The following is a 24,299-nucleotide window of genomic DNA, read 5'->3' as shown; positions in this document are numbered from 1 at the left end:
GTGCATATTACACATATTAATTTAAGGTGAAAACATGAAAGCAGCGATCGTTTCTGCGGCGGGTATCCTGCCGATATACGGTGATTTTCCGGAGCCACAGGCTGACGCAGAACAGGTTGTCGTGTCAGTTAAAGCCTCGGCCATCAGCCAGCTGGCAAAAGCACGTGCGGCGGGTAAGCACTACAGCGCGGGTTCACACTATCCCTTTATTGCCGGCATTGATGGCACGGGCACATTGAGTAACGGCGACCCGGTCTACTTCCTCGCCTTTAATGCGCCCTGGGGCAGCATGGCGGAAAGAACTTTAGTACCTGCTGCCGCCATCGTTCCATTGCCCGCCACGCTGGATCCGGTACTGGCAGCGGCCATCGCCAATCCCGGCATGTCATCATGGGCTGCGCTGACGCGACGTGCTCAGTTACAGCCAGGGGAAACGGTGTTGATTAATGGCGCCACCGGCACTTCGGGTGGATTGGCTGTACGCATCGCCCGCCATCTCGGCGCTGGGAAAATTATCGCCACCGGGCGCAACCGTGAAGTGCTTAACCAATTGCGTACGCAGGGTGCCGATATCACGCTGACACTGGATGAACTGCCTGGCTCACTTCCTGCTCTAATGAAGGAAGGTGTTGATGTGGTGCTGGATTATCTGTGGGGCCCGAGTGCACTCGACATCATGCAAGCCGCGGTGGCAGGGGGTGAAAAAGTGGTGCGCTTCGTCCAGATTGGTTCGCTGAGCGGTCAGGAAATCTCGCTTCACAGCAAATTATTACGCTCTTCTGGCCTGACTCTGATGGGTAGCGGTTTGGGTAGCGTCTCTGATGCTGAACTCATCGCCTGTATCAGTGAAATGCTCAACGCAGCGGCAGAAAGCGATTTTTCCATTGCCTTTAACATGCGCCCGCTAAGTGAAGTGGCGCAGGCATGGCAGGAAGATGATAGCCGCAGCCGCACGGTGTTTACGCTTTAAATCAATACAACGGCAAAGGGGCATTGCAAACGATTGCTTTCACAACGCAACCGTTTAAAATCGCCCCTTTGTTGTTATTGAGAACGTCCACCATGTCCGTCAATACCGCTGAATCTCACCAGCCAGCCACGCCTAAAAGTGAACTGATTTACCGCCTCGAAGACCGTCCGCCCTTGCCTCAAACACTGTTTGCGGCCTGCCAGCATCTGTTGGCGATGTTTGTCGCGGTGATTACGCCCGCACTGCTGATCTGCCAGGCGCTGGGTTTACCGGCGCAGGATACCCAGCACATTATCAGCATGTCACTCTTTGCTTCCGGCGTGGCATCGATTCTGCAAATCAAAACCTGGGGACCGGTGGGTTCCGGCCTGCTGTCGATTCAGGGCACCAGCTTTAACTTTGTCACCCCGTTGATTATGGGCGGGATGGCGCTGAAGAATGGCGGTGCGGATGTGCCCACCATGATGGCGGCACTGTTTGGCACTTTGATGGTGGCATCCTGTACCGAGATGGTGCTGTCACGCGTGTTGCACCTGGCGCGCCGTATTATCACGCCGCTGGTGTCGGGCATCGTGGTGATGATTATCGGCCTGTCACTGATTCAGGTTGGCCTGACCTCGATTGGCGGTGGCTTCGCGGCCATGAGCGATCACACTTTTGGCGCACCAAAAAACCTGCTGCTGGCCGGTGCCGTGCTGGTGGTGATTATTTTGCTTAACCGCCAGCGCAATCCGTATCTGCGCGTTGCATCTCTGGTGATTGCCATGGCGGTGGGTTATGCGCTGGCCTGGGCGCTGGATATGTTACCCACCATCACCGCCCCCACCAACCAAGCGCTGGTCGCCGTACCCACCCCGCTCTATTACGGTCTGGGTTTTGACTGGAATCTGCTGATTCCTCTGATGTTGGTGTTTATGGTGACCTCGCTGGAAACCATTGGCGATATCACCGCCACCTCCGATGTTTCAGAGCAACCGGTGAGCGGCCCGGTATACATGAAGCGCCTGAAAGGCGGCGTGCTGGCCAACGGCCTGAACTCTTTTGTTTCCGCATTGTTCAATACGTTTCCGAACTCCTGCTTTGGTCAGAACAACGGGGTGATCCAGTTGACCGGTGTTGCCAGCCGCTACGTGGGTTTTGTGGTGGCGTTGATGCTGATTGTGCTTGGCTTGTTCCCGGCAGTCAGCGGCTTTGTTCAGCATATTCCAGAACCGGTACTCGGCGGTGCCACCATTGTGATGTTTGGCACTATCGCGGCTTCCGGTGTGCGTATTGTTTCGCGTGAGCCACTGAACCGCCGCGCCATCATGATCATCGCGCTTTCACTGGCTGTGGGCCTGGGGGTTTCCCAGCAACCGCTGATTCTGCAATTTGCGCCAGACTGGCTGAAAACCCTGCTGTCATCGGGTATCGCTGCGGGTGGTATCACCGCAATCGTACTTAACCTCGTCTTTCCACAAGAAAAGTAACTCGTACGGCAGGCTACGGCCTGCCTGTTATTTATCCGCTTTTACATCCAGGCTGTTGAGCTGTAACGGTAATTCAGGCATAACAACCTCTTACCGGATAAATATCGGGATGGATGGATGCGATGAAATTTTTAGGCAAGTTTTTCCTTACCTTACTGCTGCTGATTCTGCTTGGGCTGGTGGTCCTGTATGTCATGCTGCAGACCCAGTGGGGCGCAGGCTGGTTTAGCCGTTGGGTAAGCGATAAAACCGCCTGGCACCTGTCGCTGAGCAAGATTGAGCACAACTTCTCTTCGCCTTCACACATCATCCTCGATGACTTCAGCTTCGGCCATGATGGCCAACCGGCGGTGCTGGTTGCCAAGCGCGTCGATCTGGGTCTGGCGCTGGTGCAATTCAGCGACTGGCTACATTTTGACAGCATTGAAGTACGCGATGGCGAAATCAACCTTGCCAATCAAACACCGGATACCACGCTGCCGATCCAGGCTAACCGCCTGCAGCTCAATAATGTACGCATTGATAGCCCACACAGCACGCTGCCGATGATGGCTCAGCGTGTAAACGGTGGGATTGTGCCGTGGAAACCGACGCCGACAGACATGTTGGGCAGTGATGCTCAGTTTCAGATGAGTGCTGGCGTCATGACGTTGAATGGCGTGCCCGGCAACAATGTGCTGCTGCAAGGCAGCGTTAATCAGCGGCGTTTAGTACTCACCAACATTGGCGCGGACCTCGCGCGCGGTTCGATGACCGGCAACGCTGAGCGCGATGCCCAGGGCAACTGGCAGATTGATCAGCTACGCCTCAACGATATCCGTTTGCAGACCCATCAAAACCTGAGCGATTTCCTCAATCCGTTACGTGATGTGCCTTCCGTTAGCATTAATCGGCTGGATATGACGGATGCACGACTGCAAGGCCCGGATTGGGCGGTGACCGATCTCGATTTGACCCTGAAGAACATCACGCTACGCGGTGATGACTGGCAGAGCGATGGCGGCTCACTGTCGATGAACGCCGGTAACTTTATCAACGGCGGCTTTGAGCTGAACGACCCGATTGTGAATGCCAATTTCTCAGCGCAAGGCATTGAGTTGGCACAGTTCAGTTCACGCTGGGCAAACGGGGTGATCCGCGCTAACGGCACCTGGACGCGCAGCGATAAGCGTTTGACGCTTGATGACTTAGCGATTGCCGGGCTGGAATATACCTTGCCACAGAACTGGCGCGATCGCTGGCAGCAGGCGTTACCCTCCTGGCTGGACAGCGTATTGTTGAAACACGCGACGGCAAACCGCAATCTGGTGATCGATATTAATCCCGCCTTCCCGTTCCAGATGACAGCGCTGGATGGCAGTGCCGATAACGTTCTACTGGCGCGCCAGCATCAGTGGGGCGTCTGGAGCGGCAAAGCGAGTTTCAATGCGGCGGAAGCCACCTTTAACCGCACCGATCTGCGCCATCCATCCATCACTTTCAATGCTGACGATCAACAGGTTCAGATCACTGAAATGAGTGCCTTTAACGGCAGCGGTTTGCTGGAAGGCACCGCGAACGTCGGGCAGGATGCACAGCGTGCATTAACGCTGAATCTAAAAGGCCAGGCGGTGCCCGCCAATGTGTTGCAAAACTGGGGCTGGCCAGCCTTGCCGCTCAGCGGTAACAGCAATCTGCTGTTGCAACTGAAGGGATCGCTGAGCGCTAATGCGCCGCTGCGTCCGAGCGTGGAGGGGAATTTGTCCGTGACTACTGATTCACAATCGGTGCAGCAGACGATGCGAGGCGGGCAGGTTCAGTAAATTTGCAGAGAATCGTAGCGGCGCGATTTATCGCGCGTACCTGGAGCAACGATGTTGCTGCCAGATGCGCAATAAATTGCGCCGCAACAGAACACACAACGTATTAATTGATCCGTGCGCCGGAACCGCCCTCTTCTAACGCACCATCCGCATCGGCGGGGAGCACGATATACACCCCTTCAAACACCGCACCTAACTCATCATCACCAAACAGTTCCACTTCCATCTGCACACGCGCTTTACGGCCACGCGCCAGACGATCGAGATCGCCGCTCAATGAGCCGAGATCGGCAATCGCGCCCGGACGACCGCTGATGGGCTTGCTGTAACGAATATGCGCATCCGCCAGGATGATGGTGCCGCCAAGGTGACGCTCGCGCAGCAGCAGCCAGATAAGCCCCCACCCTGTGAGTGTGGCCAGCGAGAACAGGCTACCGGCGAACAGCGTGTGGTGAGGGTTTTGGTTGCCCGTTTCGGGCATGGTGGTGACAAACTTCTGCCCGGTATATTGCAGAATGCGCACCCCCATTTTTTCACTGAGCGGGATGTGTTCATACCAGGCCTGCTGTAATTGCCCACACCAATCGGCGCGATGCAGTATGTCATCCAGCGTGACCACCGGTTTAATCATCAGGAAGTGACGCACCGGTGTGGTTTGAGGCGCGGTGATTTCACCCTGGTTGACGAAGCCCAGCTTCGCAAAGAACTCGACGGCATCTTCACGTGCGCTACAGGTGACGCGTTTCGCCCCTTCCTGACGCGCAACGGATTCCAGCGTCATCGCCACCAGCGTGCCTAAACCTTTCCCTTGCACCGAGGGATGCACGGCTAAAAAGCGGATCGCCGCTTCGTTTTCGGCGTTGATATAAAGACGTCCGACGGCAACCGGATTGCCCTGTTCGTCCACCACCATTTGATGGTGGGCCAGCGCATCCCAGGCATCACGTTCGGAGCCCTGCGGCTGACGCAGCGGTTTACGTAACATTTCCCAGCGGAACTGATAATAAACATCCAGCTCTTCCGCTGTTTGCGGCACACGAAGATGATACATAAAGTGATTCTCTCGTTCGGAGCTTGCGTGGCTGATCCCTGGCCGCTCGGCTGAAAACCTCACACCTGCAACCAGAAGGTGACTGGACCATCGTTAACCAGTGAAACCTGCATGTTGGCAGCAAAACGACCGTTCGCCGTGGACACACCCTGTTCCCGGCAACAGTCGCTGAAATAGTGATAGAGGCGCTCGGCTTCCGCCGGTTCAGCGCCACCTGAAAAAGAGGGGCGCATGCCTTTGTTGGTATCGGCGGCAAGGGTGAATTGGGAAACCACCAGCACGCTGCCACCGGCCTGCTGTACGTTAAGGTTCATTTTGTCGTTCTCATCACCAAAGATGCGATAACCCAGCACACGCTCAGATAAACGCTGTGCCTTTTGTTCGTCGTCGCCCTTCTCAACACCTAATAACACCAGCAAACCCGCACCAATTTCGCCCACCGTCGCGCCCTCGACGCTGACGCTCGCGCGAGTGACGCGCTGAATCAAAGCAATCATGTATCCTCTCGTTCTTTTTCGCGTTCCTGCTTTTTCAGCTGGCGATAGTCGTCCAATGTGACGGTTATTTCCGCACCTAACAACACAATACACCAGGTCCAGTAAACCCACAGAAAGAGTATTGGGATGACGGCCAGTACGCCGTAAATTAATTGATACGAAGGGAACATCGTAACATAGAGCGCAAAGCCTTTTTTACCCAACTCAAACAGCAGCCCCGCAACAATCGCCCCGATCAATGCATCACGGGCAGGCACGCGCCGGGTGGGAACAATGCTGTACAGCAGCCAAAAAGCGAGGATGGCCAGCAATAAAGGAAACACACGCAAGATCTGATCAATCAGGCTGTTCACGCCGGTCACATCAATCCAGCGCAGGGACAACAAATAAGAGCTGATGGCCAGACTCGCTCCTGCCAGTAACGGGCCTAGCGTCAGGATCATCCAGTACACCGCAAAGGAATAGACCAAGGGGCGCTGTTTATCACTGCGCCAAATGGTATTGAGTGCGCTGTCTACGGAATGCATCAGCAGCAGGGCCGTGACGATCAACCCCACGGTCCCCACTGCCGTCATCTTATTCACATTTGCGACAAACTGATCGAGATAACGCTGGATGACGTCACCCGCTGCCGGCATGAAATTGCTGAAAACGAAGTGTTTAAGTTGGACGCTGATGTCTCTGAACATCGGGAAGGCGGCAAACAGGGCAAACACCACGGCGATAAGCGGCACTAAAGCCAGTAATGAGACGTAGGCCAGATTTCCGGCCTGCGTCGTCATGTTGTCTTCATCTACGCGTCGCCACAGCAGTTTGACCCAGAGAAAAAACGCGTGCGCCGAATGGCGCAGATGGTTACGCGTCACCACTCAGAGACGGCTCGCAAACCAGGCTGGTACGGTTTTGTCATCTTCTACCAGCACGCTCTCAATACCCAGCGCACGCGCGGCATCAATATTTGCCTGGTTATCATCGAAGAACACCGCCTGGTCGGCCGTGTAACCTTCATGTTCCAGCACAGTTTGATAGATACGTGCCTCAGGCTTACGCATCCCCATGTCCTGCGACATATAGACGTGGTCGGCAGCCTGTTGCACTTCCGGATATTGCGTTGGCCAGAATTCAAAGTGCAGCTGATTGGTATTCGACAGGATCACCACGCGCTCGCCGTTGGCGCGCAGTCTGTTCATGATCGCCAGTGTTTCCGGGCGAACACCGACAAACACTGCCTGCCAGCCTGCAGTGAATTGCGGATAGCTCAGTGCAATGTCCAGTTGGTCACAGATGCGTGCCGCAAATTCAGGATCGCTGATTTCACCCCGTTCGTGTTTTTCAAACGCTTCATCCATACGGAAGCGACTTTGCAGCGTCGCCAGCGGCACACGTCCCAGGTCACTCCAGACGCCGAGCACACGGTTAAAATCGATATCAACAATCACATTGCCTAAATCAAAAATGTACAGCATGACGCCTCTCCTCTATGTTCCCTGGATCATTCACTCTAGCGGTAAAACGAGAAGCTGAACAGGTACGATGAGGAGGAAATCCGCGATTTGGAAGCCGGTGCAAAGTTCAGAAAGCGAGCGTTTCAGCGGGTTGCAGACATAAAAAAGCCCCGCAATGCGGGGCTTAAATATCAGACTGTTTCGCTTAGTCTTTACCGCCGCGAGACGCACGCTTACGGTCGTTCTCGGTCAGGTGACGTTTACGAATACGGACTGACTGCGGAGTCACTTCTACCAGTTCGTCATCATCGATGAACTCGATAGCCTGCTCCAGCGTCATTTTCTGCGGTGGAACCAGAGTGGTGGCTTCATCAGTACCTGATGCACGCATGTTGGTCAGTTTCTTACCGGTCAGGCAGTTAACTGTCAGGTCGTTTGAACGGCTGTGAATACCGATGATCTGGCCTTCATACACTTCCGCACCGTGACCCAGGAACAGCTTACCGCGATCCTGCAGGCTGAACAGGGCGAACGCTACCGCTTTACCCTGGCCGTTAGAGATCAGCACGCCGTTCTGACGCTGGCCCACTTCACCCGGACGCACATCGTCGTAGTGGCTGAAGGTGGAGTACAGCAGACCGGTACCTGAAGTCATGGTCATGAATTCGTTACGGAAGCCAATCAGACCACGGCTTGGGATCATGTAGTCAAGACGTACACGGCCCTTACCATCAGGATCCATGTTTTTCAGGTCGCCTTTACGCTCACCCATCGCTTGCATCACAGAACCCTGGTGGGTTTCTTCGATGTCGAGGGTCACGTTTTCGAATGGCTCTTGCTTACGGCCTTCGAATTCACGGAAGATAACTTTCGGACGGGATACCGCCAGCTCGAAACCTTCACGACGCATGTTCTCGATCAGAACAGACAAGTGCAGCTCACCACGACCAGAAACGCGGAACGCATCTGAATCTTCGGTTTCTTCAACGCGCAGTGCCACGTTGTGCACCAGCTCTTTGTTCAGACGCTCCAGGATCTGGCGCGAAGTCACGTACTTACCTTCTTTACCGCAGAAAGGTGAGGTGTTGACGTTAAAGAACATGGTTACGGTTGGTTCATCGACGCTCAGGGCTGGCAACGCTTCAACCTTCTGCGTATCACAGATGGTGTCAGAGATGTTCAGCTCGCCCAGACCGGTTACCGCGATGATATCGCCAGCTTCAGCTTCGGCGCTTTCGATACGTTCCAGACCCAGGTGGCCCAGTACTTTACCGACTTTACCGTTACGGGTTTTGCCTTCGCTATCAATGATAGTGACTTGCTGGTTCGGCTTGATTTTACCGCGCTTGATGCGGCCAATGCCGATAACACCCAGGTAGTTGTTGTAGTCCAGCTGCGAGATCTGCATCTGCAGTGGTGCTTCAACTTCAACCTGTGGCGGAGAAACACGATCCACAATCGCCTGGTACAGCGGGGTCATGTCGTCAGCCATGTCGTTGTGGTCCAGACCTGCAATACCATTCAGCGCTGAAGCATAAATGATAGGGAAGTCCAGCTGCTCGTCGGTCGCATCGAGGTTAACGAACAGGTCGAAGACCTGATCAACAACCCAATCTGGACGCGCGCCAGGACGGTCAACTTTGTTGATGACTACGATCGGCTTCAAACCATGAGCAAAGGCTTTTTTGGTTACGAAGCGGGTTTGCGGCATAGGGCCATCCATCGCATCTACAACCAGCAGCACCGAATCCACCATGGACATAACGCGCTCCACTTCACCACCGAAGTCGGCGTGTCCTGGGGTATCAACGATGTTGATACGGTAGTCGTTCCATTTGATGGCGGTGTTTTTTGCGAGGATGGTAATCCCACGCTCTTTCTCCAAATCGTTGGAGTCCATTACGCGCTCAGTCGCTTCGGTACGGGCATCAAAAGTACCGGACTGTTGTAAGAGTTTGTCAACCAGGGTGGTCTTACCATGGTCAACGTGCGCGATAATGGCGATGTTACGCAAATTTTCGATCACAGCTTTGCCTCAGGCATTATAGAAATAACGCGGTATTGTACACGGATTAAGCGAAAGACTGAACATGATCACAGTATTCACTTAAAGTTTCTCATAGTGCTGTTTTTTAGCACCAATAACGGTGCATTAATCTGCACTGCGATGGTGTTTTGCACCTTTTTGGGGCGCAATTTCATCCATGGAGCACCAAATTAGTGCGCACCATCCATACTGGTGCAGTGGTCGACTCACCAAAGAGCGCGCCACAGCGCCATTTTCACCATTGTAATAAAGTTGGCACAGAATTCGCTTTATATCTTTTAAGCGAAAACGACAGTTATAAAACGGTTGAAAGAGCTTGCCGAGATCTTGGTTAGGTAATGGTCAGAAGTCGTGACACATTCCAGGCAACGAAGTTCTCTCACCATGACGATAATGACCATTTCCAGGAGAGTTGAGTATGTCCGCTGAACACGTTCTCTCGATGATGAACGAACACGAAGTTAAGTTTGTTGACCTGCGTTTTACCGATACCAAAGGTAAAGAACAGCACGTTACTATCCCTGCGCACCAGGTTAACGCTGACTTCTTCGAAGAAGGCAAAATGTTCGATGGCTCATCCATCGGCGGCTGGAAAGGCATTAACGAATCAGACATGGTGCTGATGCCGGATGCGACCACTGCGGTGATGGATCCGTTCTTCGAAGACTCTACCCTGATCATTCGTTGCGACATCCTCGAGCCAGGCACACTGCAGGGCTACGACCGTGACCCACGCTCCATTGCTAAGCGTGCAGAAGAGTTCCTGCGTTCTTCAGGCATCGCGGATACCGTGCTGTTTGGACCAGAGCCAGAGTTCTTCCTGTTCGATGACATTCGTTTCGGTTCATCTACCTCAGGTTCACACGTTGCTATCGACGATATCGAAGCAGCATGGAACACCGGTAAAGAATACGAAGGCGGTAACAAAGGTCACCGTCCAGGTCTGAAAGGCGGTTACTTCCCAGTTCCACCAGTCGACTCAGCTCAGGACATCCGTTCTGCTATGTGTCTGACCATGGAGCAGATGGGTCTGGTGGTTGAAGCTCACCACCACGAAGTGGCAACTGCTGGTCAGAACGAAGTGGCAACCCGCTTCAACACCATGACCAAAAAAGCTGACGAAATTCAGATCTACAAATACGTGGTGCACAACGTTGCTCACGCGTACGGCAAAACTGCAACCTTCATGCCTAAGCCAATGTTCGGCGATAACGGTTCTGGTATGCACTGCCACATGTCCCTGTCAAAAGGCGGCGTGAACCTGTTCTCTGGCGACAAGTACGGCGGCCTGTCTGAAACTGCTCTGTTCTACATCGGCGGTATCATCAAGCACGCTAAAGCGATCAACGCCCTGGCGAACCCAACCACTAACTCATACAAGCGTCTGGTCCCAGGCTACGAAGCACCTGTTATGCTGGCTTACTCTGCCCGTAACCGTTCTGCTTCTATCCGTATTCCAGTGGTTGCAAGCCCGAAAGCTCGTCGTATCGAAGCGCGCTTCCCGGATCCAGCGGCTAACCCATACCTGGCGTTCACTGCACTGCTGATGGCGGGTCTTGATGGTGTTATCAACAAGATCCACCCTGGCGATGCCATGGACAAAAACCTGTATGACCTGCCTCCGGAAGAAGAAGCTGAGATTCCAAAAGTTGCAGGTTCTCTGGAAGAAGCACTGAACGCACTGAACGAAGACCGCGAGTTCCTGACCCGTGGCGGCGTGTTCACTGATGACGCTATCGATGCGTACATTGAACTGCGTAAGCCAGAAGTTGACCGTGTGCGCATGACTCCGCACCCAGTTGAGTTCGAACTGTACTACAGCGTTTAATTTAAAAAATTCGGCTTCATGCGCCGCTTTTTTGGCGGCGCACAGAGTCTGAAAACTTTTTATATTGCCGTGGAAACTTTGGCCCATCTCCGGATGGGCTTTTTTCTCCGCGCAAATACCGTTTCAAAGACAGATTTCCGTCCTAAAAGGCTATAATGCACTAACTTAGTGCAGAGGAACGCTGTATGGCTACTGGCACGCTGCCCGACGCGGGGCAGATACTCAACTCTCTAATCAACAGTATTTTGCTGGTCGATAACGATCTGGTTATCCATTATGCCAACCCGGCAGCTCAGCAATTACTGGCGCAAAGCTCACGCAAATTGTTCGGCACGCCATTACCGGAATTAACCGGCTATTTTTCGCTGAATATTGAGGTGATGAGCGAGAGTCTTGGAGCAGGCCAGGGCTTTACCGACAGCGAAGTCACTTTGGTGGTTGATGGCCGAGCGCACATTATGTCGCTGACGGCGCAACGACTGCCCGATGGCCTTATTTTGCTGGAAATGGCGCCGATGGATAATCAACGCCGCCTGAGCCAGGAACAGTTGCAACATGCACAGCAGGTCGCAGCCCGTGATTTAGTGCGCGGACTGGCACATGAAATTAAAAACCCGCTGGGTGGATTACGCGGCGCGGCACAATTATTAACCCGTGCCCTGCCCGATCCGTCGCTGCATGAATATACCCGGATCATCATTGAACAGGCGGACCGCCTGCGCAATCTGGTCGATCGCTTACTCGGGCCACAACAGCCGGGTATGCACGTAACACAAAGCATTCATCAGGTGGCCGAGCGCGTGGTCAACCTGGTCTCAATGGAGTTACCGGACAATGTCTCGCTGGTGCGTGATTACGACCCCAGCCTGCCAGAACTGCCGCATGACCCTGACCAGATTGAGCAGGTGCTGCTTAATGTAGTGCGTAATGCCCTGCAAGCGCTGGGTGAGGAAGGCGGCACTATCGTCATCCGCACGCGCACTGCTTTCCAACTGACGCTGCACGGCACACGTTATCGCTTAGTGGCACGCATTGATATTGAAGATGATGGCCCAGGCATACCTGCCCAGCTACAAGATACGCTGTTCTATCCGATGGTCAGCGGACGCGAAGGGGGCACGGGTTTAGGTCTCTCCATCGCCCGCAGTTTGATCGATCAGCATTCAGGAAAAATAGAATTTAACAGTTGGCCAGGACACACCGAATTCTCGGTCTACCTGCCTATTCGCCAGTGAGGTTTCTATGCAACGAGGGATAGTCTGGATCGTCGATGACGATAGCTCCATCCGCTGGGTGCTTGAACGTGCGCTCACTGGAGCCGGTTTGAGCTGCGCAACATTTGACAGCGCCAATGAGGTGCTGGATGCACTCTCAAGTAAAACCCCAGATGTATTGTTATCAGATATTCGCATGCCGGGCATGGATGGGCTGGCGTTGCTGAAACAAATTAAACAGCGTCATCCTATGCTGCCGGTGATCATCATGACCGCGCATTCGGATTTGGATGCCGCAGTGAGCGCCTATCAGCAGGGTGCGTTTGATTACCTGCCAAAACCGTTTGATATCGATGAGGCGGTGGCACTGGTTGAACGTGCGATTAGCCATTATCAGGAGCAGCAGCAGCCGCGCAATCAGCCGGTGAGCGGCCCCACTACCGATATCATTGGCGAAGCGCCAGCGATGCAGGATGTGTTCCGTATAATTGGCCGCTTGTCGCGCTCGTCGATCAGTGTGCTGATTAACGGCGAATCAGGTACCGGTAAAGAGTTGGTGGCGCATGCGCTGCATCGTCATAGTCCGCGGGCTAAATCACCGTTTATCGCGCTGAATATGGCTGCCATTCCTAAAGACCTGATCGAATCCGAGCTGTTCGGACACGAGAAAGGTGCCTTTACCGGGGCAAACCAGATTCGTCAGGGTCGCTTTGAGCAAGCTGATGGCGGTACGCTATTCCTCGATGAAATCGGTGATATGCCGCTCGATGTGCAGACCCGCTTGTTACGCGTTTTGGCTGATGGCCAGTTCTATCGCGTGGGCGGCTATGCGCCGGTGAAAGTGGACGTGCGTATCATCGCGGCAACCCACCAAAACCTTGAACTGCGCGTGCAGGAAGGCAAGTTCCGTGAAGACTTGTTCCACCGTCTCAACGTGATCCGTGTCCATCTGCCGCCACTGCGCGAGCGTCGTGAAGACATCCCTCGTCTGGCGCGCTACTTCCTGCAGGTGGCTGCGCGTGAGTTGGGTGTTGAAGCGAAGATTCTGCACCAGGAGACGGAAACCGCACTGACGCGTCTGCATTGGTCCGGTAACGTGCGCCAACTGGAGAACACCTGCCGCTGGTTAACCGTAATGGCTGCGGGCCAGGAAGTGTTGATTCAGGATCTGCCGCCGGAACTGTTTGAGTCGAGCACGCCAGATAGCCCGGTTCAGTCGCTGCCAGATAGCTGGGCAACACTGCTGGCACAATGGGCGGACCGCGCGCTGCGTTCCGGTCATCAAAACCTGCTCTCTGAAGCTCAGCCGGAAATGGAACGCACGCTGCTCACCACCGCACTGCGCCACACTCAGGGGCACAAGCAGGAAGCCGCACGGTTACTCGGTTGGGGTCGAAATACGCTGACGCGTAAATTGAAAGAACTGGGTATGGAGTAAGATTGCAGCTTAGTGCAACCGCAGGCGGCCTTCAGGCCGCCTTTTGTTTTTATATCACACGTGAAAATTGCTGCAGGCGGGCTTTCTGGCGCAGGTAACGATCAAAGCACATGCAGATATTGCGAATCAGCAAACGTCCAATCCCCGTTACCTGCAGGCTGAGCCCCTGCTGTTCCAGCAAGCCATCGGCGATTAACGGCGCAAGCAGCGCTAAATCCTCTGCGAAATAGTCGTCAAAATCGATTGGCCAGTGCGCCTCAATGGCAGAAAAATCCAGAGAGAAATTACAGATCAGCGCTTTGATCACATCGCGGCGCAGGCAATCATCATCGCTTAACGTCAGGCCGCGCCACAAGGCATTGCCACGCTGCTCAACGTCGCGATAATACGCCTTCAAATCTTTCTGGTTCTGCGCATAGCCGTCACCCAGCATACTGATCGCCGACACCCCGAAACCGAGCAGATCGCTCTCTCCCTGGGTGGTGTAACCCTGGAAGTTGCGATGAAGCACACCGGCACGCTGTGCCACAGCCAGCTCATCATCTGGCTTGGCAAAGTGATCCATCCCAATGAATTGGTAGCCCGCGCGGGTTAAGGTTGCGATAGTTTGCTGCAGAATCAGCAACTTCTGGGCGGCGCTGGGCAGTTCATCATCTTTGATCTTACGTTGCGCCGCGAACAGGGTGGGCATATGCGCATAGTTAAACACGCTAAGGCGGTCGGGATTGAGTGCGATTACCCGCTGCAAGGTAAAAGCAAAGCTCTCTGGCGTTTGCAACGGCAGGCCGTAGATCAAATCGAGACTCACGGAACGGAACCCCTGCGCCCGAGCACGCTCGACCAGGGCAAAGATGGTCTCTTCATCCTGAACGCGGTTAACACGCTCCTGCACGGCTTTGTTGAAGTCCTGCACGCCCATGCTCAGTCGGTTAAACCCCTCGGCACGCAGATGATCGATCATCTCCAGTTCAATTTCACGTGGATCGACCTCGATCGACATTTCAACATCATCCGCAATGTCAAAATGGCTGCGTAATAGCGCCACCAGCCGGCTCACCTGTGCCGGGTTAAGAAAGGTTGGCGTGCCGCCGCCCCAGTGTAATTGGGTTACGCGACGACCAGCAAAAAGCGGGGCTCGCTGACGGATTTCCTGTTCCAACACATCAAGATAGCGGTCTGCCTTGTGCAACTGGCGCGTGACGATCTTATTGCAACCGCAGAAATAGCACAGACGATGGCAGAACGGGATGTGCACATACAGTGACAGAGAGCGCTCAGGATAGCGTTCAACGGCTTGCTGAAATGCCGCCTCGCCGAAGTTTTCATTAAACTCCAACGCAGTGGGATAAGAGGTGTAGCGCGGGCCTGCGTAATTGTATTTTTCAATCAGGCGCTGATCCCATTCAATCTGCTGCGATGACATGCTCACTCCTTACGGTGACGTCGTCTGAGAGAGGGTCGCGTAGCAGAAGAGTGGATGAAGCGGTGAGCCGAACGCCGGCGTATACGCGACTTCAGACGCGACAGGCGGCGTAGTTTAAACAATAACCACAGCAGATAACATGTCAGTAGCAGCGCTAAAATTGATCCAGGCCAAAGCATAAGCGAATACCTGTTTAGCGCGGCATGCGGTAACACGCATGCCGATCAAAAAGTGCCTTAGTTGCCCTTCAACAGGCGCATCATATCTTCTTCTGCCTGCTCATCTTCCGCTTCGTCATCCAAGGCAATGCCCAGAGTTTCCATCAGCTCGTCGATGCGGTCTAAGGTTTGGTCCAGCCAGGCCTGATCTTCGCCGCTCAGCGTCTCGCCATTTTCAAGACGATCCAGCAGCGTATCCAGACGCTCATCGTTTTCCAGCTTGGCCAGCTCTTCCTGCGGCGTTAAACGCACTTTTTCCGCTTTCGACTTGGGTTGCGCGGCGGGTTTCTTCTCTGGCTGAGTTTTACCGTCGGCCACCAGCGCAATCGGCTTTTTGCTGCCTACGCGTGGGTCCTGGCTTTTTTTACCCTGGCCTTTATTTGCGGCTTGCACTTCCGGATTGGCACGGCTGCCAGATTTGTGGCCACTGTGTTTTTTATCGCGTTTACGGTCGCGCGCTTCCTGGTTGAGTTCTTCACGCGATTTGCGCTTGGCTTTTGCAGCAGGTTTGCCACGCGGGGCTGATGCAGGTTGCTTCATGGTGTCCGGTCTCAGTGATGCTAAGTGAATTCAGTATAGAATTGCGGCGAAATCTAGCAGAAAGCGGGCAAAGAAAAAAGGCGATAGCCTATGCTATCGCCTTATTTCGCACCTTCTCATGAAGGAATTACGGTATCAATCCTTTACGGCTCACCACGTCCCGGTTGCTCCTTCGCCCCATCGCTCCTGCGAGTATTCCTTTTCCTTGTCTGACTCGTGCCTGAATCACTTCCTGCCATGCTCTTGGTCTTCCCCGACACTCCTGAGCGCATCATCCTGATGGGTGCTGCCGTGCACTGACACTCAATGTAGACCAATCAGTAAAATGAACAAGTGAGACTTGTCTCTTATTTAGAGCGGTCTTTTTCATGATTCCATTAACACCATGATTATTAACAACAAGTCTTAATGTGAACATTCCATTAAGCGGTAATGACTGGCAGTAACAATCGTTGATCTCTTACAAAATAGCGCGTTAAGACGCCATCGGGCACTTTTGCGCCATAACAGGTATAATCAGCCCAATTGCCGAATCACTCTGCTGGAGTTTTACTTTGTCTGCTTTGAACTATCACATGACCCATTTTATGCTCAGCGCCCCGGATATTCGCCATTTGCCGGCGGATGCGGGCATTGAAGTCGCCTTTGCCGGGCGCTCTAATGCGGGCAAATCCAGCGCACTGAACACCCTGACCAATCAGAAAGGTCTGGCACGTACCAGTAAAACGCCTGGCCGTACCCAGCTCATCAACCTGTTTGAAGTGGTTGATGGTAAGCGCTTAGTGGACTTGCCAGGTTACGGTTACGCGGAAGTACCGGAAGAAATGAAGCGCAAGTGGCAGCGCGCACTGTCTGAATATTTGCAGAAACGTCAGGCACTGAAAGGCTTGGTGGTGCTGATGGATATCCGCCATCCATTGAAAGACCTCGATCAGAACATGATTGAGTGGGCCGTTCAGAGTGGCATTCCGGTGCTGGTACTGTTAACTAAAGCGGATAAGCTGGCCTCAGGCGCGCGTAAAGCACAGCTCAAGATGGTGCGTGAAGCTGCATTGGGCTTTATGGGTGATGTGCAGGTCGAGATGTTCTCATCGTTGAAAAAGCTGGGTGTGGATATCGTTCGTCAAAAGCTGGACAACTGGTTCGCTGAACTGGAACCGGCGCAGGAAGGCGATAGCGAAGCACCATCCGCCTAATCTCTCCAGCGGGTTTTTCAGCCCGCTTTTCAGAAAAAGCCCAATAAAAAACGCCCCAGTCATAAATGACTGGGGCGGCTAAATATTCAGCCAAATCCGATTACGTGAAGTAAAAGGTCTGAAAGATAGAACATCTTACCTCTGTACCCTACGCGATGAACTTTACCTGATTTTTCCTGACCGACAAAGGGTTTTTTGTTGTTAAGTTTCAGGATCCGACATCTTTTTTACCAGGTTCGTCACACTTTGGCTTAAGGCATGTAGTTTAATTACTAAAAAAATGCTTAGGGGATAAGCAGTTACCCAACGTGCATTTTACAAGCGGCTTTGCGCGCTTGCTGAACCGATTAATCAAACTTTTTTCTTATGATGATGTCAGCGGCACCGAGATGCCGCCAACATTCACCTGTTAGTGTGCCTGATCCCAGTTATCACCCGTTCCGACTTCAACCTGCAGCGGTATATCCAACTTCATGCTGCTCTCCATCAGTTGACGGATCGTCGCACTGGCACTCTCAACCGCATCATTGCGGATCTCGAACACCAATTCATCGTGTACCTGCATGATCATCTGCACTGCATCATCATTCTGCTGTTGTAACCACCCATCCACAGCAATCATCGCGCGTTTAATGATATCTGCTGCCGTGCCTTGCATCGGGGCATTAATCGCCGCACGCTCAGCCGCTTTACGACGAATGGCGTTGCTGGAATTGATGTCCGGCAGCCACAGACGGCGGCCCTCAAGGGTTTCAACGTAGCCCTTCTCCGCAGCTTGCGCACGCGTCTCTTCCATATAGCGCAGCACGCCCGGATAACGTTCGAAATAGAGATCCATATACTTCTTCGCTTCGCCGGCACCGATATTCAGCTGACGCGATAAACCAAATGCGCTCATGCCATAGATCAAACCAAAGTTAATCGCTTTGGCACTGCGACGCTGCTCCCCTGACACCTTACTCAGCGCCACACCAAACACTTCTGACGCCGTGGCACGGTGAATGTCTTCTCCCTGCGCAAAGGCATCCAGCAAGCCTTTATCCTGTGACAGGTGCGCCATAATACGCAGTTCAATTTGCGAGTAGTCAGCCGCCACAATGCGCTTATCCGCACCCGCTATAAACGCCTGGCGAATACGACGACCTTCATCATTACGCACCGGGATATTTTGCAGGTTCGGATCGGTGGAAGAGAGACGCCCGGTTGCGGTAACTGCCTGATGATAAGAGGTATGGACGCGACCGGTTTTCGGATTGATCATCAGTGGCAATTTATCGGTGTAGGTCGACTTGAGCTTCGACAGACCACGGTGCTCCAGAATCACTTTTGGCAGCGGATAGTCGAGAGCCAGCTCAGCCAGCACTTCTTCACTGGTTGATGGGGCACCGCCCGGCGTTTTCTTGGTGGGTTTAATGCCCTGCTTTTCAAACAGAATGGTTTGCAGCTGTTTGGTAGAAGAGAGATTAAACGGCTCACCGGCTAATTCGTGAGCCTTCAGCTCAAGCTCAGCCAAACGGGTAGTCAGCTCCTGCGAGTGCTTCGCCAGAATGTTTTGATCGATCAACACGCCGTTACGCTCAACACGAGAAATCACCGTAACCAGCGGCATTTCAATGTCGGTAAACACCTGCTTCGGCCCCGCTTCCTGCTCCAGCTTTGGCCACATTTGCATGTGCAGCTGCAGCGTGACATCGGCGTCTTCTGCGGCGTAGTGAGCGGCCTGCTCAATCGCAATCTGGTTGAAGGTCAGCTGATTTTTGCCTTTTCCGGCAATCTCTTCAAAGGTCACGGTTTTGTGGTTCAACCAGCGCGCCGCCAGGCTGTCCATATCATGTTTACCGCCAACGCTGTTCAGACAGTAAGACTCCAGCATGGTGTCGAATTTAATGCCTTTCAGCTCAATGTCGTAATTCTTGAGCACGCCGCGGTCGTACTTGAGGTTTTGCCCCACTTTCGCGGCTTTGGCATCTTCAAGCAGCGGTTTCAGCTGTTTCAGGACGTCGGTGCGGTCCAGCTGGTCTGGTGCATCAAGATAGTCATGGCCCACCGGAAGATAAGCCGCTTCACCCGGCGCGATCGCAAAGGAGAGACCAATAATGTTGGCGCTCCAGTTATCCAGCGAATCGGTTTCCAAATCGAAGGCAAACAGCTCCGCATTTTTCAGCTTTTGCAGCCACTCGTCGAAGGTCGCCTGATCAAGAATGGTGACGTAGCCATCCGATGACAGCACGCTGGCTGTTTCCGCGGCTGCGGCCACAGGTTCACTTGCCAGTGATTTCTGAGCCTGGGTATTGCTCTTCTTACCCTGAAGCCAGGTGCCATCCTGTAAATCGGTGATCCAGCGTTTGAACTCGTAACGGCCAAACAAAGTTTGCAGCGCTTCGACGTCAGGCTCGTTAACCGTGAGCTGCTCACAGCCCAGCTCCAGCTCAACGTCGGTCTTAATCGTCGCCAGCTGATAAGAGAGGAAAGCCACCTCACGGTTTTGCTCCAGCTTCGCCGCCATGGTTTTCGCGCCACGGAACGAAAGATCGGCCACTTTATCGAGATTGTCGTAAATCGACTGCATGCCGCCTAACCCTTGCAGCAGTGCTTGTGCCGTCTTCTCTCCCACGCCCGGCACACCGGGAATATTGTCCGAGCTATCGCCCATCATGGCCAGGAAATCGATAATCAGTGACGGCGGAACACCATATTTCTGCTCAACCTCTTCCGGACCCAGCACCGTATTGGTCATGGTGTTAATCAGCGTGATGCCCGGCGTGACCAGCTGCGCCATGTCTTTATCACCGGTACTGATCAACACTGCACGGCCTTGCTTCTCGGCTTCCAGCGCCAGTGTACCGATAACATCATCGGCCTCAACGCCAGTTACAGCCAATAATGGCAGACCCATCGCTTTAACCATCTCATGCAGCGGTTCAATCTGTGCACGCAGATCGTCAGGCATCGGCGGACGGTGAGATTTGTAGTGCTCGAATAACTCATCACGGAAGGTTTTGCCTTTCGCATCGAAGACAACAGCCACGTGGCTCGGCTGATACTGCATCAACAGGCTTTTCAGCATGTTGAGCACACCATACATGGCGCCTGTTGGCTCGCCAGCACTGTTGGTTAACGGCGGAAAGGCATGATATGCCCGATAGAGATATGAGGAGCCGTCTACCAGAATCAGAGGGTTTTCTGCAATTTGCGCCATAGGTTCGTATTTTCTTCGTTGCGATAATGAGGGCTATAAGGATGCCACAACCAGAGAAGAATGTTGAATCTGTGCGGGGAAGTCAGGATCTTTTTCGCGGTTACGCGGAGCGGATCGCAAGGATCGGGTTGTGGATAACTTTGTGCGTAAAAATCATAACGTATTGTTATTTACGTTAATTGCAATCATTTTATTGATAAAAAAACTTTATATTCAGATAGTTATCAACTTACCGTGATGCACAACACCTTTTTAAAAAGGTGATCGTCCATGTGGATATTAAGCGGAGGGTTAACAGGAGTATGAGTGTTGCGCAGTGATAATGGCGATAAAACGCCGACATTGTCGGCGTTTTATCAAGCTTGATTACTTCTTCTCAACCAGGAACTTCACTACGTTGGCATAATCTGCAACGAAATTGTCCATAGAGCTGGTATCAAGGCCGCCATTGTTGACCATGTATTTGCCGTTAACGAAGATCGCAGGCACACCTTGCAAGTTCAGGTCAGAGGCTGCTTTCTGCTGCTGCGCCACCAACGCTTTTACCGCAAAGCTGTTCCATGCAGCATCATAATCTTCAGAAGAGATGCCCGCCGCCTGGATGAAAGTCGCTTTCAGGCTTGCTGCATCAGTGATGGTTTGGGTTTTCTGGATACCATCAAAAATCGGTGCAGTGACTTTGCTTTCCACACCTAAGGCCATCGCCACAGCCCAAGCCTGCGTGACGACTGGGCCGAAATCACCACCCAGGAAATCGACGTGATATTTCGTCACTTTGGTGTCAGCTGGCAGGTTCTTTTTCACTGCATCACTCACGTGATAAACACGTTCGAACTGGTAGCAGTGTGGGCAGAAGAAGGAGAAGAACTCCAGCACCTGCGGTTCACCCGCAACCGGCTTTGGCAGCGTAACGAACTGTTTGCCGTCGTTAAACTGTGCGGCTGAAGCGCCAAATGCCAGCATTAATCCTACCAACGCAAACATAATCTTTTTCATCGTGAAAAAATCTCCTGAGTACTTCATTAAAATTGCGGGCTAAGCTGCAACGGGGGTTGGTGTAACAGCCTCTCCTGCTCGATAAATAGTGCAATCTGTCGGCGCCAGAAATCCTCATCGGTCATCCAGGGGAAAGCGCGCGGAAAAGCGGGATCCTGCCAACGGCGTACCACCCAGGCCAAATAATAAACCATGCGCATAGCGCGTAAAGGCTCAATCAGTGACAATTCATGTAAATCGAAGTCACTGAATTCATTATAAGCTTCCAGCAGAATGTCCCATTGGATCAGTTGCTCCTGACGATCGCCATTCACCAACATCCATAAATCCTGCACGGCCGGGCCGTTACGCGCGTCATCCAGATCGACAAACATCGGGCCATCGCGCCATAGAATATTACCCGGATGGCAGTCACCGTGCAGCCGAAGAGGTTGCCATTGGCTATGCCAACACTGCTGCAGCGTGCTGCTGAGTTTATCTACGGCGTTCAGCAGTGCGTCTTTCAGCGCACCAGGCACCAGTGTGCTTTGCTCCAGTTCCCGACGAGGCTGGAACACATACTCTTCCAGACCCATTGTTGGGCGCTGCTGAAACAGACTCTGACGACCGGTTTGATGGATGCGGCCCAGAAAACGCCCCACCCACTCCATCTGTTCTTCGTTATCTGTTTCATATTGTCGTCCTCCCAGACTGGGGAAAACGGCAAACATAAATCCGGCATGCTGGTTCAGCGTGCTGCCTTGCAGCGTCAATGGCGCTGCCACCGGAACTTCATCTGCCAGCAGATCCCGTGTGAACTGATGCTCTTCATGAATCTGCTGCGCACTCCAGCGTTGTGGACGATAAAACTTGGCCACATAGCGACGCTTTTCATCATCGCTGAACTGATAAACACGGTTCTCGTAGCTATTGAGGGCGGTTAGGCCTGATTCGACACGCAGACCCGCATCCCAAAGTGCATCGAGGATGACATCAGGGTCCAGCGTCTGGAAAGTAAAGGCAGCTTCGCTCATCATTTTGTCTGTAGGTTACCGTTGCAAGTCATGCGCAAGGATAACACTACTCATCATCCTTAATCACACCGCGCGCACGTAATAGCGCAGTTTTGAAGTCCACTTCGTGATCCTTTTTCAGTCCGGGAATTTCAGCATGGCTGTCAGCATCACGCATCTTGAGATGGTAAATCAATACATCATCGGTTAATTCACTTAATGGGCCACTGAAACCGGATTCCTGCGCCAATTTTTGTAAAAATGCCAGCAGGTTAAGATCCGACTCCTTTTGCCATGCCGGTTGCAGGAGTTCGAGAAGTTCATTAAGGCGGTGATATTTCATCGTTGATTCCTTTACGCAGGTGGTACGCTGCCGTGATGCAAGTATCGTCCAGAATGACTAAGGAGACGAAAATGACAGCATTGACTGGCGTGATCCTCGCCGGTGGGCAAGGCAGCCGTATGGGAGGTCAAGATAAAGGGCTGCTGGAACTGCAGGGCAAACCGCTTTATCAGCACGTTCTGCAGCGATTCATGCCGCAGGTCAATATTGTGTTGATAAGCGCGAACCGTAACATTGATCGTTATCAGCATAGCGGCTGTCAGGTGATTACTGATTCTATGTCTGATTTCCCAGGGCCTCTGGCTGGCATGCTGAGTGGTTTGCAGCACAGCAAAACCGAATGGGTCGCCTTTTGCGCCTGTGATACGCCCTGGCTTCCAGAGGATTTCGTCGCACGTTTATGGCAGCAGCGCGGCAATGCCCCCGCTGTCTGGGTACGTTCGACGCAGCGCGATCATCCCGCATTAGCGCTGGTTCATCGATCATTAGCCGATGATCTGGAAGCCTGGCTGTTACGCGGTGAGCGACGTTTAATGCAGTTCCTACGGGAGCACGGCGGCCATGCGGTGACATTTACCGATCCTGAGTCGGCGTTTCGCAACATCAATACCCCGGACGATTTGATGAATGAGGAGAACCTGTCATGAGCGTGCCGTTGCTGGCAGTTGTGGCATGGAGCGGTACAGGAAAAACCACCTTGTTACAGCAGGTTATCCCTTTGCTAAAGGAACGAGGCATCCGTACAGGGTTAATCAAGCACACTCACCATCAAATGGATATAGATACACCGGGAAAGGACAGCTATTTGCTGCGAAAAGCGGGTGCCGACCAAGTGATCGTCGCCAGTAACCAACGCTGGGCTTTGATGTGTGAAACCCCGGATCAGCCGTTAGATTTGACGGCGTTAGCGGCCAAAATGGACAGTTCAATCTTGGATTTGGTGCTGGTTGAAGGCTTTAAGGGCGAACCGGTGCCCAAAATTGCCCTCTGGCGGCACGGTGTTAAAGGTGGGGTGACCGATTTATTGGATGAATACGTGATTGCTGTGGCAAGCGATGAGAAATTGGCAATCAACCTTCCTCTCCTTGATATTAATCAGACAGTTAAGGTGGCTGATTTTATTGAAGAGTGGCTGAAAAGAGGCCAATAAACAGAGATTTTTTGGATGAGATGGCTGAATTTCAGACGTAAAAAAGCCCTGAACTTTCGTTCAGGGCTTCTTCACTTGTTTGATGCCTGGCAGTTCCCTACTCTCGCATGGGGAGACCCCACACTACCATCGGCGCTACGGCGTTTCACTTCTGAGTTCGGCATGGGGTCAGGTGGGACCACCGCGCTACAGCCGCCAGGCAAATTCTTGGTGTTCTGTCCTGTGTCTTTTGCACTGCTGCTGCGTTGGCTGCGTTCGCGCTGCTCAGTCACATACTCATGTATGCTCCTTCACATCGTCTCGCTTGCCGCCTTGCTTCAGCGCAAAATCCTTCGGACTCATGTCCGCAGAACAAAACTAAATCTAAAATCCGGTGAATCAAGCTGAAAATCTACTTTTGCGTCTTCTCAAAAACGCCTCTGGCGTTGTAAGGTTAAGCCTCACGGGTCATTAGTACCGGTTAGCTCAATGCATCGCTGCA

General features: G+C 53.0%; 21 protein-coding genes and 1 rRNA gene. 9 read left to right on the top strand and 13 right to left on the bottom strand.

Features of this window, described 5'->3' with window-relative positions; translation table 11 throughout:
• Positions 1–34: 34 nt before the first annotated feature.
• The 3 genes from ACPUC8_RS16455 to ACPUC8_RS16445 all read left to right on the top strand — a co-directional run bounded on the left by ACPUC8_RS16455 (position 35) and on the right by ACPUC8_RS16445 (position 4,241).
• Positions 35–970 (top strand): quinone oxidoreductase family protein, encoded by a 936-nt coding sequence (locus ACPUC8_RS16455; protein WP_494926846.1) that lies wholly within the window; start codon positions 35–37, stop codon positions 968–970.
• A gap of 92 nt (positions 971–1,062) precedes the next feature.
• Positions 1,063–2,439: a nucleobase:cation symporter-2 family protein gene (locus ACPUC8_RS16450; protein ID WP_058972463.1), complete on the top strand. Its 1,377-nt coding sequence runs from the start codon at positions 1,063–1,065 to the stop codon at positions 2,437–2,439.
• A 122-nt stretch (positions 2,440–2,561) separates the two neighbouring features.
• Complete coding sequence (locus ACPUC8_RS16445) at positions 2,562–4,241, top strand: AsmA family protein (RefSeq protein WP_039328306.1); 1,680 nt, start codon at positions 2,562–2,564, stop codon at positions 4,239–4,241.
• A gap of 103 nt (positions 4,242–4,344) precedes the next feature.
• On the opposite strand, the gene fabY is transcribed toward ACPUC8_RS16445, so the two are convergent.
• The 5 genes from fabY to typA form a co-directional block, all read right to left on the bottom strand.
• Positions 4,345–5,292, bottom strand: coding sequence for a fatty acid biosynthesis protein FabY (gene fabY / locus ACPUC8_RS16440; protein WP_039328080.1), 948 nt, complete (start codon positions 5,290–5,292; stop codon positions 4,345–4,347).
• Between the two features lie 59 nt (positions 5,293–5,351).
• Positions 5,352–5,789 (bottom strand): D-aminoacyl-tRNA deacylase, encoded by a 438-nt coding sequence (gene dtd / locus ACPUC8_RS16435; protein WP_058972464.1) that lies wholly within the window; start codon positions 5,787–5,789, stop codon positions 5,352–5,354.
• Entirely contained in the window at positions 5,786–6,655 is an 870-nt protein-coding gene (locus tag ACPUC8_RS16430) for a virulence factor BrkB family protein (protein WP_418903624.1), read from the bottom strand. The genes dtd and ACPUC8_RS16430 overlap by 4 nt, the downstream gene beginning before the upstream one ends.
• 3 nt (positions 6,656–6,658) lie before the next feature.
• Positions 6,659–7,255 (bottom strand): glucose-1-phosphatase, encoded by a 597-nt coding sequence (gene yihX / locus ACPUC8_RS16425; protein WP_039328071.1) that lies wholly within the window; start codon positions 7,253–7,255, stop codon positions 6,659–6,661.
• A gap of 184 nt (positions 7,256–7,439) precedes the next feature.
• Entirely contained in the window at positions 7,440–9,260 is a 1,821-nt protein-coding gene (gene typA, locus ACPUC8_RS16420; RefSeq protein ID WP_039328069.1) for a ribosome-dependent GTPase TypA, read from the bottom strand.
• Between the two features lie 439 nt (positions 9,261–9,699).
• Here typA and glnA point away from each other — a divergent pair, with 439 nt between their 5' ends.
• The 3 genes from glnA (at position 9,700) to glnG (ending at position 13,761) form a co-directional block, all read left to right on the top strand.
• Complete coding sequence (glnA, locus tag ACPUC8_RS16415; RefSeq protein WP_007885243.1) at positions 9,700–11,109, top strand: glutamate--ammonia ligase; 1,410 nt, start codon at positions 9,700–9,702, stop codon at positions 11,107–11,109.
• A gap of 185 nt (positions 11,110–11,294) precedes the next feature.
• Positions 11,295–12,344: a nitrogen regulation protein NR(II) gene (gene glnL, locus ACPUC8_RS16410; RefSeq protein ID WP_039328063.1), complete on the top strand. Its 1,050-nt coding sequence runs from the start codon at positions 11,295–11,297 to the stop codon at positions 12,342–12,344.
• A gap of 7 nt (positions 12,345–12,351) precedes the next feature.
• The gene (gene glnG, locus ACPUC8_RS16405; protein ID WP_039328060.1) at positions 12,352–13,761 is read left to right on the top strand and encodes a nitrogen regulation protein NR(I); all 1,410 of its coding nucleotides are present in this window, start codon (positions 12,352–12,354) and stop codon (positions 13,759–13,761) included.
• 49 nt (positions 13,762–13,810) lie between these two features.
• Here the strand turns inward: glnG and hemN are convergent, their stop codons facing one another.
• Together hemN and yihI are read right to left on the bottom strand one after the other, a co-directional pair.
• Positions 13,811–15,184 (bottom strand): oxygen-independent coproporphyrinogen III oxidase, encoded by a 1,374-nt coding sequence (hemN, locus tag ACPUC8_RS16400; protein WP_494926845.1) that lies wholly within the window; start codon positions 15,182–15,184, stop codon positions 13,811–13,813.
• Positions 15,185–15,420: 236 nt separating this feature from the next.
• The gene (yihI, locus tag ACPUC8_RS16395; protein ID WP_494926844.1) at positions 15,421–15,942 is read right to left on the bottom strand and encodes a Der GTPase-activating protein YihI; all 522 of its coding nucleotides are present in this window, start codon (positions 15,940–15,942) and stop codon (positions 15,421–15,423) included.
• A 554-nt stretch (positions 15,943–16,496) separates the two neighbouring features.
• Here yihI and yihA point away from each other — a divergent pair.
• Positions 16,497–17,138, top strand: coding sequence for a ribosome biogenesis GTP-binding protein YihA/YsxC (gene yihA / locus ACPUC8_RS16390; RefSeq protein WP_494926843.1), 642 nt, complete (start codon positions 16,497–16,499; stop codon positions 17,136–17,138).
• A gap of 86 nt (positions 17,139–17,224) precedes the next feature.
• Here yihA and spfP read toward each other — a convergent pair whose 3' ends face one another.
• The 5 genes from spfP to ACPUC8_RS16365 all read right to left on the bottom strand — a co-directional run bounded on the left by spfP (position 17,225) and on the right by ACPUC8_RS16365 (position 22,668).
• The gene (gene spfP, locus ACPUC8_RS16385) at positions 17,225–17,272 is read right to left on the bottom strand and encodes a small protein SpfP (protein WP_071892919.1); all 48 of its coding nucleotides are present in this window, start codon (positions 17,270–17,272) and stop codon (positions 17,225–17,227) included.
• 275 nt (positions 17,273–17,547) lie between these two features.
• Positions 17,548–20,337 (bottom strand): DNA polymerase I, encoded by a 2,790-nt coding sequence (gene polA / locus ACPUC8_RS16380; protein WP_494926842.1) that lies wholly within the window; start codon positions 20,335–20,337, stop codon positions 17,548–17,550.
• A gap of 366 nt (positions 20,338–20,703) precedes the next feature.
• The gene (gene dsbA / locus ACPUC8_RS16375) at positions 20,704–21,333 is read right to left on the bottom strand and encodes a thiol:disulfide interchange protein DsbA (RefSeq protein WP_038644001.1); all 630 of its coding nucleotides are present in this window, start codon (positions 21,331–21,333) and stop codon (positions 20,704–20,706) included.
• Positions 21,334–21,359: 26 nt separating this feature from the next.
• The gene (locus tag ACPUC8_RS16370; protein WP_039328041.1) at positions 21,360–22,346 is read right to left on the bottom strand and encodes a serine/threonine protein kinase; all 987 of its coding nucleotides are present in this window, start codon (positions 22,344–22,346) and stop codon (positions 21,360–21,362) included.
• Between the two features lie 46 nt (positions 22,347–22,392).
• A complete protein-coding gene (locus tag ACPUC8_RS16365; RefSeq protein WP_039328039.1) occupies positions 22,393–22,668 on the bottom strand; it encodes a YihD family protein in 276 nt (91 codons plus the stop codon).
• Between the two features lie 71 nt (positions 22,669–22,739).
• Between ACPUC8_RS16365 and mobA the strand changes: the two genes are divergently transcribed.
• Entirely contained in the window at positions 22,740–23,315 is a 576-nt protein-coding gene (mobA, locus tag ACPUC8_RS16360) for a molybdenum cofactor guanylyltransferase MobA (RefSeq protein WP_039328036.1), read from the top strand.
• On the top strand, positions 23,312–23,818 hold the full coding sequence (gene mobB, locus ACPUC8_RS16355) for a molybdopterin-guanine dinucleotide biosynthesis protein MobB (protein WP_058972468.1): 507 nt from the start codon (positions 23,312–23,314) through the stop codon (positions 23,816–23,818). The genes mobA and mobB overlap by 4 nt, the downstream gene beginning before the upstream one ends.
• 84 nt (positions 23,819–23,902) lie before the next feature.
• Here mobB and rrf read toward each other — a convergent pair.
• Positions 23,903–24,018, bottom strand: a 5S ribosomal RNA gene (gene rrf / locus ACPUC8_RS16350).
• Positions 24,019–24,299 lie beyond the last annotated feature (281 nt).

Source organism: Pantoea sp. CFCC18177 (assembly GCF_059412425.1).
The sequence above is the reverse complement of the archived record's forward strand: the minus strand, read 5'-3'. Positions and strand labels throughout refer to the sequence as shown.

What these genes read in the sequence shown, in the direction of transcription:
- ACPUC8_RS16455 (WP_494926846.1), top strand. Translation starts at nt 35, where the DNA reads ATGAAAGCAGCGATCGTTTCTGCGGCGGGTATCCTGCCGATATACGGT.
- ACPUC8_RS16450 (WP_058972463.1), top strand. Translation starts at nt 1,063, where the DNA reads ATGTCCGTCAATACCGCTGAATCTCACCAGCCAGCCACGCCTAAAAGT.
- ACPUC8_RS16445 (WP_039328306.1), top strand. Translation starts at nt 2,562, where the DNA reads ATGAAATTTTTAGGCAAGTTTTTCCTTACCTTACTGCTGCTGATTCTG.
- fabY (WP_039328080.1), bottom strand. Translation starts at nt 5,292, where the DNA reads ATGTATCATCTTCGTGTGCCGCAAACAGCGGAAGAGCTGGATGTTTAT.
- dtd (WP_058972464.1), bottom strand. Translation starts at nt 5,789, where the DNA reads ATGATTGCTTTGATTCAGCGCGTCACTCGCGCGAGCGTCAGCGTCGAG.
- yihX (WP_039328071.1), bottom strand. Translation starts at nt 7,255, where the DNA reads ATGCTGTACATTTTTGATTTAGGCAATGTGATTGTTGATATCGATTTT.
- glnA (WP_007885243.1), top strand. Translation starts at nt 9,700, where the DNA reads ATGTCCGCTGAACACGTTCTCTCGATGATGAACGAACACGAAGTTAAG.
- glnL (WP_039328063.1), top strand. Translation starts at nt 11,295, where the DNA reads ATGGCTACTGGCACGCTGCCCGACGCGGGGCAGATACTCAACTCTCTA.
- glnG (WP_039328060.1), top strand. Translation starts at nt 12,352, where the DNA reads ATGCAACGAGGGATAGTCTGGATCGTCGATGACGATAGCTCCATCCGC.
- hemN (WP_494926845.1), bottom strand. Translation starts at nt 15,184, where the DNA reads ATGTCATCGCAGCAGATTGAATGGGATCAGCGCCTGATTGAAAAATAC.
- yihI (WP_494926844.1), bottom strand. Translation starts at nt 15,942, where the DNA reads ATGAAGCAACCTGCATCAGCCCCGCGTGGCAAACCTGCTGCAAAAGCC.
- polA (WP_494926842.1), bottom strand. Translation starts at nt 20,337, where the DNA reads ATGGCGCAAATTGCAGAAAACCCTCTGATTCTGGTAGACGGCTCCTCA.
- dsbA (WP_038644001.1), bottom strand. Translation starts at nt 21,333, where the DNA reads ATGAAAAAGATTATGTTTGCGTTGGTAGGATTAATGCTGGCATTTGGC.
- ACPUC8_RS16370 (WP_039328041.1), bottom strand. Translation starts at nt 22,346, where the DNA reads ATGAGCGAAGCTGCCTTTACTTTCCAGACGCTGGACCCTGATGTCATC.
- ACPUC8_RS16365 (WP_039328039.1), bottom strand. Translation starts at nt 22,668, where the DNA reads ATGAAATATCACCGCCTTAATGAACTTCTCGAACTCCTGCAACCGGCA.
- mobA (WP_039328036.1), top strand. Translation starts at nt 22,740, where the DNA reads ATGACAGCATTGACTGGCGTGATCCTCGCCGGTGGGCAAGGCAGCCGT.
- mobB (WP_058972468.1), top strand. Translation starts at nt 23,312, where the DNA reads ATGAGCGTGCCGTTGCTGGCAGTTGTGGCATGGAGCGGTACAGGAAAA.